Origin of the sequence: Psychrobacillus sp. NEAU-3TGS (assembly GCF_029955155.1) — a bacterium.
Classification (GTDB): domain Bacteria; phylum Bacillota; class Bacilli; order Bacillales_A; family Planococcaceae; genus Psychrobacillus.
Map to the genome: position 1 here is coordinate 1,276,327 of NZ_JAPNOZ010000012.1, position 13,914 is coordinate 1,290,240.

Here is a 13,914-nt window from a genome sequence, read left to right on the forward strand (position 1 = left end):
GGAGCTTTCTCGCAACGTTTGACCTGGCTCTCGCAACATTCGGGAGCGGTTGCGCAACGTTTTGACTCATACTCGCAACGTATTGGGTTCTCGCACCGTTCGGAGGCTTTCTCGCAACGTTTGACCCGGCTCTCGCAACATTCGGGAGCGGTTGCGCAACATTTCAACTCATACTCGCGACGTATTGGATTCTCGCAATGTTCGGAGGCTTTCTCGCAACGTTAGACCTGATTCTCGCAACATTGGTGAGCAGTTGCGCAACGTTTAACCCGATTCACGCAACATTAAAGGCTGTCCAACATTTTTTGTTGAACAGCCTTTTTAATTTCGCTTGATTATTGTTTTAATTCTTCGCCTTCGTGGCTAAATTGCCATTCGATGCCGAACTTGTCCTTTAGCGCTCCGTAGCATTTACTCCAAAATGTTTCTTGTAACTCCATTGTTACGGTTCCATTAGCTTTAAGTGCGTCAAAAGCAGAGCGGATTTCTTCTTCATTTTTACTAACAAACGCTAAGCTAATATTGTTTCCTAAGATAAAAGGAGAGCCTGGAAATGTATCAGAAAACATGACATTGCTTCCATTAATATTTAAACGAGTATGCATGACTAAATCTTTTGCTTCCTCTGGTAACTGGTAATCTGGATGTTGAGGTGCCTCACCGAAAGTCATAATTTGTGGTTTTTCTGTTTTAAAAACTTCTGCATAAAACTCCGCAGCCTCGCGACAATTTCCATTAAAATTAAGATAAACGTCTATAGCCATTTGATACACTCCTCTTTTTTATCCTTATATTCATCCCTCATGGATGACTATATTATTGTAACATTCCATTAATAAAAATACTTCCCCAAATAAAAAAGAGCGAGAAAAATAATCTCGCTCCCCTACTTAATATACTTTATCTCCGTTGAAAATGGAGTTTTTCACTATAACATAATCTACATTACGAATTGCTTCTAATTTAGTTCCGCCAGCATAAGAAATAGAAGATTGAAGATCTTGTTCCATTTCAGTAAGCGTGTCTTGTAACGCTCCTTTATGCTCTACGTACATTTTTTTACCTTCTACGTTTTTCTTTTCCCCTTTTTGAAATTCAGAAGCGGAACCGAAATATTCTTTAAATTGTTTTCCGTCTTTTTCAATTGTATTTCCTGGAGATTCTTCGTGTCCAGCAAATAATGAACCGATCATTACCATCGATGCACCAAAGCGAACAGATTTAGCGATATCACCGTGTGTACGAATTCCACCATCAGCGATAATCGGCTTACTTGCAGCTTTTGCACACCAACGTAGAGCAGCTAATTGCCACCCGCCAGTTCCAAATCCTGTTTTAATCTTCGTGATACATACTTTACCTGGCCCAATCCCTACTTTTGTAGCGTCAGCTCCAGCGTTTTCTAATTCTCTTACCGCTTCTGGAGTTCCAACATTTCCAGCAATAACAAAGCTTTCTGGCAAATGCTTTTTAATATGTTGAATCATTGCGATTACTGCATTAGAATGACCATGTGCAATATCAATTGTAATGAACTCCGGTGTAAGTTTCTCGGCCGCTAATTGCTCAACAAACCCATACTCTTCCTCTTTAACACCAACACTAATTGATGCGATTAATCCACGTGACTGCATATCCTTTGTAAATGCGATACGCTTTTCTGGTTCAAAGCGATGCATTATATAGAAGTAACCATTTTCAGCTAAGTAATTTGCAATTTTCTCGTCGATAATTGTTTGCATATTGGCAGGTACTACAGGCAGTTTAAAAGTATGCCCACCTAATGTTACAGTTGTATCACATTCTGAACGGCTATTTACGATACATTTTGCCGGAATTAATTGAATATCTTCATAATCGAATACGTTTTCCATATTATCCACTCCAAAACACGAATATTGTTTTTGGGAAAAACAAAATTGTTCGTCCATTGGGTAATTTACAGCATTTTCGAGCATATGTCAATTGATAAAGGACTAATAAACAAAAAAATTCTAAAAGAGCTCTTGAAATGCTAATAGAAAAGCATCTCCTCGAGCTATTCATCTAAAGTATTAATTTCCTTAACTAAAAAGGCAGATGTAGAAAATGAAAAGCTTTTTCTACATCTGCTTATATGAAAGTCCTATTTATTGATCATTTTGACATGGGTTTCAATTAACTTAATTCTATCTGCCAATTCCAATACTGCTTGCATAAGTTGAAGTTGTTCTGTTTTTGTAATGGTTGTATGACGCTCCATTTGTTCTACTGATTTCTCAACTCTTTGTATACTGTGATTCATAACATTTACAAAATGTTCGGCTGACAGTTTTTTTCATCTCCTTTCATTATTTTTATTGTAATATACTTTTAAGTTATTTCAATTGACAGAATTAAACATAAATTAACACAATACATTTAGGAGGTAAAACAGTAGTTCAAAAATATATTTAAAGCGTTTTCATATGGCTGAAATTAATTTTTATTTTTTTCTATTTCAAACAACTTTGCATTTAAAGGACCAACTTAAACAAAAAAAATTTGTGCATAATAGAATGCATTTCATCATATATTATCTACCTTCATTAATATACTAGCTAGTAAAGTATGATAAGGAGGAGAGTATCATGTATTCAAATCCAGTTGATCCAGAGGAAATGGCTATGCGAAAAAATTGGGATGTCATTGCTTCTCTGAATATGATTGGTGAAGGCGGTCCCGTCTATAACTTCGAAGAAAAAGAAGAAACTACAGATACAACTAACGAATCCTAATAATCTATCATGCTAGTCCCCACTCGAGTGGGGATTTTTTAATTTTTAGGAATTAATATATTGCATTCAGCTGAATATTGTGATAAATTAAACAATATTAAAATGAAGTTAATACTTCAATTTTCTTCAATAATGATGAATTTCCTTCAAAAAGGAGTTTGAGCTTTGTTATTACGAGATTTGATACGTGAACATTTTACCAAAATGTCGAAAAGTCAGAAGAAAGTTGCGAATTACGTATTGGACCATCCCAATGATATCGCATTATATTCGGCAGCAGAGTTTGGTTCTAAAATCGGGATAAGTGAATCCACCGTTATTCGTTTTTCGAATTCCCTTGGTTTTTCCGGCTATACAGAACTGCAAAAATTAGTTCGAGAGCAATTTTTTAAGGAAAGTAGTTTAACGAGTTATCAGCAATCTAAAATGGATATCCCTAAAGATATGAGTTTCCATAAGCAAGTAATGGAACAGGATCGGGAATCCATCTTAGCTACGATGAATCAAATAGATGAGCTCGCATATCAAGCTACTGTCCAACGTTTATCCAACGCGAAATCTGTCTATGTACTCGGACTTCGTTCTTCTTATTCGGCTGCTAACTGGCTTTCCTTTTCTTTAGGTTTAGTAAAAGAAAATGTCCATTTTATACGGCCTGATACGGAGGATGTAATCCGCACCATTATGAAAATGGACGAGCATTCTGTTGTCATCATCATTTCTTTCCACCGTTATTTAAAAGAAACGATTGAAATAGCCGGGCTTATACGCAATCAAAAATCATATATTATAGGAATAAGTGACTCGATTTTAGCGCCGATTCATGCGTATAGTGATGTATTGTTCCCTATTTATGCAGCAAACAAGTCAACTTTAGATGCTGTCTCCCCCCTCTTTTCGTTTATGAATGCCATTGTTGCTGGTTTAATCGTGGAGCAAAAAGAGGATTTCATGAAGAGGCAAGCACTATATGAAACGATTCCGAGTCATTTTCTATTCGAGGAAGGAAAGGACCCAATATGAAACAAGCATTATTAGATATAAAACCTACTGTGAAAGCAGTGTTTCAACATCTTCATGCCAATCCTGAAATTAGCTGGAAAGAGTTTCTAACGACCGAGTATTTGAAAGATTTTCTTATCCGAGAAGGATTCCAAGTCACTACTTTTGAAGATTCAACTGGATTAGTTGTAACCATTGGAAGTGGAAAACCTTGTGTCGGACTTCGAACAGATATGGATGCCTTATGGCAAGAAGTGGACGGAGAGTTCAAAGCCAACCATTCATGTGGACATGATGCACATATGACGATGGCTGTCGGTACACTCCTTTTACTGAAAAAATTAGGTATTCCGAAACAAGGTACGCTAAAAGTATTATTTCAGCCAGCAGAGGAAAAAGGTACAGGTGCTCTTTCTTATATTGATAAAGGACTAGTCGACGAGATTGACTATTTGTACGGTGTACATCTTCGTCCAATTCAAGAAATTCGAAATGGCTATGCTGCTCCAGCTATTTTACATGGTGCTGCAAAACTAATTAGCGGAAAAATTCATGGCGTGGAAGCACATGGTGCAAGACCACATCTAGGAGTAAATGCAATTGAAGTCGGTGCGCAAATGGTGCAAGCCATACAAGCGATTTACCTGGACCCGATGATTTCCTATTCTGCTAAAATCACAAAATTCCAAGCTGGCGGTGAATCTGCTAATATTATTCCTGGTAATGCTGAGTTTAGTATCGATGTCCGGGCACAATCAAATACCGTGATGAATGAATTAATTGGCAAAGTAGAGCATGCGATTAGTTCTGTTGCCTCCCTAAATAATATAACTATCGATTTTCATATAGAGACAGAAATTGCAGCTGCAGAAGTGGACGATTCAGCAGTGGAACTGATGAAAACAGCAATCATCGACACGATCGGTAAACCATATTATGTGCCGCCAATCGTTACACCAGGCGGGGAAGATTTTCATTTTTATACATTGAAAAGGCCTTCCATTAAGGCGACAATGCTTGGTTTAGGCTGCGATCTTAGTCCTGGATTACATCATCCGGAAATGCGGTTTAACGAGGAGAGCATTATAACTGGCATCGAAATTTTAGCTCGTACGATCATCGGTACTTTTCGAACAAAGGAGTAAATAATATGAACCAAATAACGATGCGCGTTTTAAAAACTGTCGAGGAAATGCAACTAGTTCAGCAATTAGAACAGACAGTTTGGGGCATGGAAGCAATTCCTGTCCACCAAACACTTACGGCTGTTAAAAATGGTGGATTGATCATCGGTGCATTTGATGAGGAGAAATTAGTCGGCTTTTCTTATGGTTTTGCTGGCTATCAAAACAACGAAGCATACCTATGCTCCCACATGCTTGGTATACATCCAGATTACCAACTACAAGGCATCGGCAAAAAACTAAAAGAAGAACAGCTTGTCGTAGCAAAAGAGATGGGTTACAAGCTAATTACCTGGACATTCGATCCCCTAGAAAGCCGCAATGCTTATTTAAATGTTTCCAAGCTATACGGAATCGTTGATACGTACATTGAAAATTGCTACGGGGAAATGACAGGCGGGATTAACGCCGGCTTACCAACGGATCGTTTACAAATTGAATGGTGGATTACAAGTGATCGTGTCGAGAAGAAATGGATGCCAAGCAATATAATTTTCGATAATCCTTTTCAAACTGCATTGACGGAGCAAAATTTACCTATTCTAGAGGAACCTGAGTCGTTTGACCCAACTCACAAAGGATATGAAGTGCCTGTTCCCCAGCAATTTCAAGTGATGAAAAAAATAAGTCCCGAGACTGCCCTACAATGGCGTTTACAAATACGAAAAATTATTCAAACCCTATTTTCAAAAGGCTATGCACTCGTTGCCGTCCGTAAAACAGATGAACCAGTGAACTATTATCAATTTGTACAAAGATCCACTATACCAATACAAACAGAGGAGAACTAATATGCAAATTAAAGAAATTAATATACGCAAAATGAAAATGAAGATGAAATCCCCTTTTTCAACAAGCTTTGGAACCTTCCAAGATAAAGAGTTCCTTCTATTAGAGGTTACAGATGAACTCGGAAATACAGGCTGGGGAGAATCTACTGCCTTTCACTCTCCTTGGTATAACGAGGAAACACTTGAAACCAATTTACATATGATCCGAGATTTTCTAATCCCACTTGTATTAGATAAAGAGTTTGCTCACCCAGATGAAGTGAATGAACTCTTCGCTCCCCTTCGCAAAAACAATATGGCGAAAGCAACAGTGGAAGGTGCTATTTGGGACTTATATGCAAAACGCAATCAAATGACTTTGGCACAAGCACTTGGTGGAACCGCTGAAAAAATTGAAGTCGGTATTAGTATCGGTATTCAAAAAAGCACAGAAGATTTAATCGAATTAGTTCGTGGATATGTAGCAGAAGGCTATAAACGGATGAAAGTAAAAATAAAGCCTGGCTTTGATGTAGATGTAATAAAAGCACTTCGAGAAGCCTATCCGAATGTCCCATTAATGGCTGACGCGAACTCGGCCTATACATTAGATGATATCGATGTTTTAAAGCAATTAGATGAATACAATCTGACAATGATTGAACAACCTTTAGCTTCCGACGATATTATCGACCATGCTAAATTACAAAAAGAGTTAAAAACACCTATCTGTTTAGACGAAAGCATTCATTCCTTGGAAGATGCTCGCAAGGCGGTTGAGCTAGGCAGCACAAAGATTATTAATATTAAAATCGGCCGTGTGGGCGGCTTAACGGAATCGAAAAAAATCCATGACTACTGTATGGAACATAATATTCCTGTATGGTGTGGTGGTATGTTAGAGTCAGGAATTGGACGTGCTCATAATGTAGCGCTAACAACTCTTCCGAACTTTATCTTACCTGGTGATACAGCTGGATCTTCTCGCTATTGGGAGGAAGATGTTATTACACCGGAAGTAGTAGCAGCGGATGGCTATATTACGGTTCCTACAAGCTACGGCATTGGATACGAGCCAAACTTTGCAGCAATGGATCGTTATACAGTAGATACATTCAACTTTAAAGCTTAACAGAATAAGCGCCCTATTCCTTTTATATATAGGGCGCATTCCACTTTTAATTTTCGGAATATTTTAATAATGAGGAGTAAAAGATATGAAAAAAAGTTTTCAAATTGGTTCCGCTTTTATCGGAATCATTGTCGGTGCAGGATTTGCTTCGGGGCAAGAGATTTTACAGTTTTTTTCTAGCTTCGGTTACATAGGAATGGCGGGTTCCATACTCGCTACAATTCTTTTTGCTTTTCTTGGGATGAACTTAACCCAACTAGGAAGTAGGCTTCAAACGACTTCTCATAAGGACGTAATTTATCATATTTGTGGTCGCTATTTAGGTGCTTTTGTAGATATTATCATCACGTTCTTCTTGTTCGGCGTAACGGTAGTTATGTTCTCAGGAGCTGGCGCGATTTTTGAAGAACAATTCGGATTACCTGCAGTTGCTGGAAGTCTTTTTATGACTGTAATCACCATTGCAACTGTCACATTAAATGTTCAAAAAGTGATTAGTTTAATAAGTGCGGTTACCCCATTCTTGTTAGTAATGGTAGTAGTAATTGCGGGATATTCTTTATTTCATTTCAATCCTGATTCAATCGATATGGACGCGGCTGTTGCGAAAACGTCCCCTGCTGCTTCTAACTGGCTAATGGGCGCGCTATTATATGTTTCCTATAATATTGCTGCTGGTGTGGCAATGATCACAGTAATTGGTGGTACTGTAAAAGATCAAAAAGTTGCAGGTCGTGGAGGTATTATTGGTGGATTAGGATTAGGTTTACTTATATTGCTAATTAATATTTCTATGCTAACACAAATGGATAAAATTGCGGATGTCGCGATGCCAATGATTACACTCTCCAATGAAATACATCCGATTGTCGGATTTATTATGGCAATTGTCTTAATAGGTATGATTTATAACACTGCAGTCGCGATGCTTTATGCATTTTCTGCACGAGTTGTGAAACCAGAAAAGCCTTCGTTTAAAGCTTTTACAATTCTATTTGGTGTGATTGCTTTTATCGCTAGTTTCCTAGGTTTTGTGAATCTTGTTGGGACGGTGTATCCAATTACAGGTTATTTAGGCTTCCTTTTAATTGCTGCAATTATTGTATCTTGGATTATGTATAAACGAAAAAGCGCGAGAGTTTAGTAGATAGAAGGAAATAAAAGAGGCTTTGCGAGGCTTTTCCAACAATTCTATTCATGGCCGATCTATCATCAGCGTATACTTTAAATGATATGAAAATAGATGCAACCCATTAGAAAACAAAAGGAGCCAATATATGAAAAAAAGCCTTCAAATCGGATCCGCTTTTATCGGGATTGTCGTTGGAGCAGGCTTTGTATCAGGACAAGAAATATTATTATTTTTTACGAGCTATGGCTATCTAGGCATTGCAGGTTCGATTCTTGCAACTGTTTTACTCGCATTTTTTGGAATGAGTTTAACTCAACTTGGAAGTCGTTTGCAAACGACGTCGCATCAGAAGGTCATTTATCATATTTGTGGTCCGTATTTAGGTTTCGTGATTGATATGGTCATTACTTGTTTACTGTTCGGCATAACGATGATTATGTTTGCTGGAGCAGGTGTTGTTTTTGAGGAGCAGTTTGGCATATCTGCTTTAATAGGTAGTTTAATAATGGCCATTATTACGATTATTTCTGTAATGTTAGGTGTTCAAAAAGTTATTGGACTAATTGGTGCAATCACTCCATTTCTTTTAGTAATTGTATTGATCATAGCAGCCTATTCGGTGTTCCATTATGATACAAGCGTAGATTTTAAAACCGTGAGTGCGGGAACACCTCCCCCTGTTTCCCATTGGGGTGTTGGCGCTTTTTTATATGTTTCCTATAATATTGCTGCTGGTGTATCGATGATTACTGTAATAGCTGGTACGGTCAAAAATCAAAAAGTGGCTGGTTGGGGAGGAATGTTTGGTGGTCTTGGACTAGGATTTCTTATTTTACTCATTAATATTTCAATGCTCACACAAATAGATTCTATTGGTAATACATCGATGCCAATGGTAACCATCGCAAATAATATGCATCCTATTATCGGGTTTTTAATGGCAATTATCCTTATTGGCATGATTTATAACACAGCTGTGGCGATGCTGTATGCATTTTCCGCACGTATTATAAAACCAGGAAAAACTTCCTTTAAAGCATTTACTATTTTTTCTGGTGCCTTCGCCTTTTTTGCGAGCTCGTTAGGATTCGTCTATCTCATCGGAACAATCTATCCTGTGACGGGTTATCTAGGAATCTTGTTAATTGGGGCGATTCTCATATCTTGGTTTACATATCGAAGGAAGGTTTATTGAAAAAAGTGGCGGAGACATATAATTGTCTCCGCCACTTTTCATCTATTTAATCATAAGCCTTGAAATTAGATTGCTATGCTGTTTGGTTCTGTAGTTTGTTTTCTAATCCCTTTACCTTTGCATCTAAATCTTGTAGTAGACTATTATTATCTACATTTTCTAGCTTATCCATTAACATTTTAACTTTTGCTAGCTTCTGTTCGACTTTGGCTTTATCGCCATTCTCAAATGATTTTTCTAAACTGTTCACAGCCATATAAATACTTATCGGCAATGCTAACTCTGCACGTTTTGCTTCCGCTGGAACTTTGTACTTCTTAATAAGTTTGTTTCGATTCTCTTTTCCATCTACTTTATAAAATAGAGAGGTTCCTTTTTTCAGTTCTTTAGAAAGCTTATGGTAATTGGCTTCTAATGCTTCCCAGTCTTTATTTACTTTTGCGGTTTCAATAGATGCTAGAAGTGGAAGTATTGTATTTTTCCCAAATCCATCTGCAATTTCATATGTGTTAGACGAATTTTCGCTTTTGTTTTTATCTTTACTAACGTACTTTTCATTCCACTGTTTATCATTTTTTGGAAATTTTTATTCCAATGCTGTTTCTCCATCTTTTGATGGGATTGCTTCCAATCATTTGCTTGTCCTTTTTCTTCCCAATGGGCGCTCCCTATTAAAGGTCCACCAAATATAGCGGCCGATAGCAGAGCAGTTGTAGCAGTTACTTTTACGTAGTTTTTCTTCATACAAAAATTCCTCCTCTTTCTTTTAGAAAGTAAGCACTCACTTCTGTACTTTAGATTTACTCGCTACTTTTTTACGCGTAAATAATGATACGCGCTTGTCTACTACATACCCGATAATTTTTATGCTAAACCATTACAAACTGAAGAGACCCATTTACTTTAAAAGCAAATGGGTATCTATCTTTATTATTTTTTTACATCCACAATTCGACCTTCTACTTCATTGTTTACTGTTTTCAATGATTGAAGTTGTTCTTGAAGGTTTTCCCAATCTGAAAGCCCAAGATCCGTTACACGACCTTCTTCGTAAGCTTTTCTGAATAAGTCATATCCGTCTCCACCTTGTACAGCAGTGAATGCGTTTGTTGCTACTACATACTTTTCATTTTCTTTAATATCTATATACGAACCGTCTGCGGCTTTATACTTTATAGATACTACACGTTGTCCAGCTGGTTTAGAAGAATCAAATTCAACTTTTGCTCCAGCAACATGTAAAAAGCCACCGTTTTCTTTAGGATAAGATTTAAAGCTAATTTCAAATGCCTCTTTCAATTCCTTACCTGTTAACTCCATTGTTGCTAATGTGTTACCGAAAGGAAGTACTGTAATAACGTCTCCAACCGTAATTGGTCCAGCTTTAATCTCCGCACGAATTCCTCCACCATTTTGGAACGCCATCACTACTTTATCATTGTATGTTTTTGCTTTTGCTAGCATCCCGTCAGTAATAATATTACCTAAGGCTGTTTCGTTTTTACGTACACTCTTATCTTCATCTGTAGTTGCACGAGGATTTGTTAACTCTGTTTCTGCCACTACGCCAATTTCTTGTCCTTCTATTTCTTTAATTTTTTCTGTATATGTTTTCAATACTGCCGCTGCTTCAGGATCTTCTTTTTTGTCTTTTGTCGGGATTAAAGCTCCTTCATGTCCCACTACTTTACCGTCTTTGTCAAAGTCCACATCTAATGTACCTAAGAAATCACTGTACTGATATGCTTGAACAATGACTGTTGGATCTTTTGCTATTCCATTTTTGTCTTTATCCACTACTACTGGCTTATCTAATTGAGTATGGCTATGACCGCCTACAATTACATCAATTCCATTAACAGCTGCTGCTAATAGTAAATCATTATCGAACTCTGCATTATCGTCGTATCCGATATGAGAAACTGCGACAACTTTATTAACCCCTTGTTTTTTAAACTCATCTACCATTGTTTGAGCCGCTTTAATATAATCCGTGAATGTAACATCTTTTGGACTAGAAATATCTGCTGTTTCAGCAGTCGTCAATCCGAATAATCCGATTTTATGTCCGTCTACTTCTTTAATGATACCGCTGTAAATTTGTCCGTCCTTTGGATTCGAAGAAACATTTACATTAAATAATCCTTTTAAGTTTACATCTTTCGAAAAGTCTACATTTGAACTTACAAATGGGAAATTAGATTTTTGGATGAACTCACTTAATGCTTTATGCCCTTCCGGAGTGGAACCTAAATCGAATTCATGGTTACCAAATGTCATCACGTCATAATTCATCAAATTCATCAACGCTAAATCTGCTTGTCCCTTGAATTCATTGAAGTAAAGCGTACCAGAAAATACGTCCCCTGCATCGATCAATAACGCAGATGGTTTTTCCGCTCTCACTTCTTTGATAGCAGTCAGACGTTGTGGCGCTTTTTGCGTATTGGCATGTGTATCATTGACATGCATTAAAGATAGCGAAAAATCTACGTCCTTGTATGAGGCATATAATTTCTCTAAATGGATTTTAAGCTCTTTAAGAGCAGGTACTGCAGACTCACTTGGAAGCTTATCCACAAGAGGCAAAGTAGCAGTAACTATCGCCATTGCTTCTTCTTTTTTGCCTTCCGCATAAAGTGCAGCTGCTTTATTAGCATTCATGTAAATAGTTACAGGTACTGCTAGTGTATCTCTTTTTTGATTTGCTGGGTTTTTATATTGCTCTAGCAATAGATCGCGAGATGCCTTTCCTGTAAAGCGATATAAAATAGCAGTTCTTGTTTTTAGTTGCACAGATAGTTTATGATATGCTTTTTCAATAGCTGCCCAGTCTTTATTTGCTTCTGCTTGAGCTAGCTCTTTCATGATCGGATCTAAATATTTATCTGCATAGTTATATGCATCGATATAAGGAACTAATCCTTTTGTAACTCTTTCATAATATAAATCATCTAAATTTTTTAGTAATGTATCTTTGTTTTTAGCATCAGATTTAACAATTGCAATTCTTGCTTTTTGATAATTGGCTTTCGCAGTATTTAATACAGGATATAGTTCGGCACTAGTAGCTAGTTTCCCAGATTGTGCAGGAACTACATAAGAATATGAAGCTTTTTTAATGTCTTTTCTTGCATTGTCTACTACCTCTTGTAGTGAACTATTTGCAAATGAGACATTTGCAGCAGAAAATAATGATGTGGCAACAATTGCAGCAACAGCTGACTTCTTGATCTTACTGTTTTTCATAACTTACCTCCTGAATGTTGTTTGAATAATTTATTCTATTAAAAGATTCATAATTACTCACTAATTCTAAAGTACCTGAGTTATGAATATATCGCAAGACTAATTTCCGATAATTTGCAGTAAATGTTAGATGAGTCTCTTCGACATTAGTCTATAGGTATTTCGTTCATATAATCGACAGGATAACAAATTGTATGTGCTTACATTATTCTTTTTGTGCTATAATAAAACATTATAAAGAGATGGGAGCATCACTATGTTAAAAGATATTTTTATCGCATTGTCAGAAAATCAGACATTGAACGGGGCAGCAAAAAAATATGGATTAAAAATGGGTGCACAGCATGTTGTTGCTGGAACAAATATTGAAGAAACAATAGAAAGCATAAAAAAATTAAACGCACTTGGAATCTCCTGTACAGTAGATAATTTAGGTGAATTTGTTTTTGAAAAAGAAGAGGCGTTAGAAGCAAAAGCACAAATCATTGCTGTTATTGAAGCAATTGAAGAACATCAAGTAGATGCGCATATTTCATTGAAACCATCCCAGCTTGGGTTAGATATAGATTATGATTTTGCATTAGAGAATTTAAGAGAAATTACAGCTATAGCAAATAAGTATGGTACTTTCATCAATATCGATATGGAATCACATAAACACTTACAACCATCATTCGATATTTTAGACGAACTATCTAAAGAATACGATAATCTTGGAACAGTAATTCAAGCATACTTCTACCGCGCTGTAGAAGATATTCAAAAGTATAAAAACTTCCGCCTTCGTATTGTAAAAGGTGCTTATAAAGAACCAGCAGAATATGCGTACCAAACAAAAGAAGAAATCGACCAAAACTATGTAGAATTAATCGAATGGCACTTACTAAACGGTAAATTCACATCGATTGCAACACATGATCATAATGTGATTAACCATGTCAAACAATTTATCAAAGATAATAATATTCCAAACGACAAATTTGAATTCCAAATGTTATACGGTTTCCGCACAGACATGCAGAAACAACTAGCAAACGAAGGCTATAACTTCTGCACATACGTACCATTTGGCAGTGACTGGTACGGCTATTTCATGCGCCGACTAGCAGAACGCCCTCAAAACATGAACCTTGTAGTAAAACAAGTATTCAATAAGAAAACAAACACATTGATCGGAATCGGTGCAGCTGCATTCGCCCTTGGACGATTAACAAAGAGTAATAAAATCAAAAGATAAATGAAAAACTGTGTTGCCACTATGTACCGGCAACACAGTTTTTTTGCTTACTTTACAAAAATCTGTCTCTTGCCCCATTTAACAAATGGAAATGATAAATGGAATAACGCACATAATTGGGAAACTGCGTCGTAAAGAGATACGGCAAAGTCAATTGATTTCCGCTCCAGGCGGACGCTTACCGCGGGGCGGGCGGTGAGCCCGCAGGTGTCGCCGCCTTGCGCTTCAATCAATAGAACTTGCTGACTAATCCATAA

15 protein-coding genes and 1 pseudogene are annotated in these 13,914 nt (G+C 37.0%); 8 read left to right on the top strand and 8 right to left on the bottom strand.

The genetic code is table 11. The features are described from left to right. Nucleotides 1–335: 335 nt before the first annotated feature. From OR571_RS22590 to OR571_RS22600, 3 genes are all read right to left on the bottom strand, one after another. Nucleotides 336–764 (bottom strand): VOC family protein, encoded by a 429-nt coding sequence (locus tag OR571_RS22590; RefSeq protein WP_282246226.1) that lies wholly within the window; start codon nt 762–764, stop codon nt 336–338. A gap of 126 nt (nt 765–890) precedes the next feature. Next, the gene (gene guaC / locus OR571_RS22595) at nt 891–1,874 is read right to left on the bottom strand and encodes a GMP reductase (protein ID WP_282246228.1); all 984 of its coding nucleotides are present in this window, start codon (nt 1,872–1,874) and stop codon (nt 891–893) included. A 251-nt stretch (nt 1,875–2,125) separates the two neighbouring features. Further along, the gene (locus OR571_RS22600) at nt 2,126–2,284 is read right to left on the bottom strand and encodes a hypothetical protein (RefSeq protein ID WP_282246230.1); all 159 of its coding nucleotides are present in this window, start codon (nt 2,282–2,284) and stop codon (nt 2,126–2,128) included. A 325-nt stretch (nt 2,285–2,609) separates the two neighbouring features. On the opposite strand from OR571_RS22600, the gene OR571_RS22605 reads away from it, so the two are divergent. The 7 genes from OR571_RS22605 to OR571_RS22635 all read left to right on the top strand — a co-directional run bounded on the left by OR571_RS22605 (nt 2,610) and on the right by OR571_RS22635 (nt 9,171). After that, nucleotides 2,610–2,756, top strand: coding sequence for a hypothetical protein (locus tag OR571_RS22605; protein ID WP_282246232.1), 147 nt, complete (start codon nt 2,610–2,612; stop codon nt 2,754–2,756). A gap of 165 nt (nt 2,757–2,921) precedes the next feature. Further along, nucleotides 2,922–3,779 carry a MurR/RpiR family transcriptional regulator gene (locus OR571_RS22610; protein ID WP_282246234.1) on the top strand — a complete coding sequence of 286 codons (858 nt, stop codon included), beginning with the start codon at nt 2,922–2,924 and terminating at the stop codon, nt 3,777–3,779. Then, nucleotides 3,776–4,903: a M20 peptidase aminoacylase family protein gene (locus tag OR571_RS22615; RefSeq protein WP_282246236.1), complete on the top strand. Its 1,128-nt coding sequence runs from the start codon at nt 3,776–3,778 to the stop codon at nt 4,901–4,903. The genes OR571_RS22610 and OR571_RS22615 overlap by 4 nt, the downstream gene beginning before the upstream one ends. Nucleotides 4,904–4,908: 5 nt before the next feature. Then, on the top strand, nt 4,909–5,733 hold the full coding sequence (locus OR571_RS22620; RefSeq protein WP_282246238.1) for a GNAT family N-acetyltransferase: 825 nt from the start codon (nt 4,909–4,911) through the stop codon (nt 5,731–5,733). Nucleotide 5,734: 1 nt separating this feature from the next. Continuing rightward, nucleotides 5,735–6,844: an o-succinylbenzoate synthase gene (gene menC / locus OR571_RS22625; protein ID WP_282246239.1), complete on the top strand. Its 1,110-nt coding sequence runs from the start codon at nt 5,735–5,737 to the stop codon at nt 6,842–6,844. 85 nt (nt 6,845–6,929) lie between these two features. Beyond that, nucleotides 6,930–7,988, top strand: a complete 1,059-nt coding sequence (locus OR571_RS22630; RefSeq protein ID WP_282246241.1) for a YkvI family membrane protein — start codon at nt 6,930–6,932, stop codon at nt 7,986–7,988. A 133-nt stretch (nt 7,989–8,121) separates the two neighbouring features. Beyond that, entirely contained in the window at nt 8,122–9,171 is a 1,050-nt protein-coding gene (locus tag OR571_RS22635) for a YkvI family membrane protein (protein ID WP_282246243.1), read from the top strand. A gap of 73 nt (nt 9,172–9,244) precedes the next feature. Here the strand turns inward: OR571_RS22635 and OR571_RS22640 are convergent, their stop codons facing one another. The 4 genes and pseudogenes from OR571_RS22640 to OR571_RS22650 all read right to left on the bottom strand — a co-directional run bounded on the left by OR571_RS22640 (nt 9,245) and on the right by OR571_RS22650 (nt 12,420). Next, nucleotides 9,245–9,427 (bottom strand): hypothetical protein, encoded by a 183-nt coding sequence (locus OR571_RS22640; RefSeq protein ID WP_282246244.1) that lies wholly within the window; start codon nt 9,425–9,427, stop codon nt 9,245–9,247. A 51-nt stretch (nt 9,428–9,478) separates the two neighbouring features. After that, nucleotides 9,479–9,670 (bottom strand): annotated as a pseudogene (locus OR571_RS23030) (hypothetical protein); the annotation flags it as partial. Further along, nucleotides 9,628–9,915, bottom strand: coding sequence for a hypothetical protein (locus OR571_RS22645; protein ID WP_282246245.1), 288 nt, complete (start codon nt 9,913–9,915; stop codon nt 9,628–9,630). The gene OR571_RS22645 and the pseudogene OR571_RS23030, both read right to left, overlap by 43 nt. 186 nt (nt 9,916–10,101) lie before the next feature. Continuing rightward, nucleotides 10,102–12,420: a 5'-nucleotidase C-terminal domain-containing protein gene (locus OR571_RS22650; RefSeq protein WP_282246247.1), complete on the bottom strand. Its 2,319-nt coding sequence runs from the start codon at nt 12,418–12,420 to the stop codon at nt 10,102–10,104. A 256-nt stretch (nt 12,421–12,676) separates the two neighbouring features. Between OR571_RS22650 and OR571_RS22655 the strand changes: the two genes are divergently transcribed. After that, nucleotides 12,677–13,657, top strand: coding sequence for a proline dehydrogenase family protein (locus OR571_RS22655; protein ID WP_282246249.1), 981 nt, complete (start codon nt 12,677–12,679; stop codon nt 13,655–13,657). A gap of 47 nt (nt 13,658–13,704) precedes the next feature. On the opposite strand, the gene OR571_RS22660 is transcribed toward OR571_RS22655, so the two are convergent. Next, nucleotides 13,705–13,914, bottom strand: a 210-nt coding sequence (locus OR571_RS22660; RefSeq protein ID WP_282246251.1) for a hypothetical protein, incomplete at its 5' end; no start/stop codon positions are given.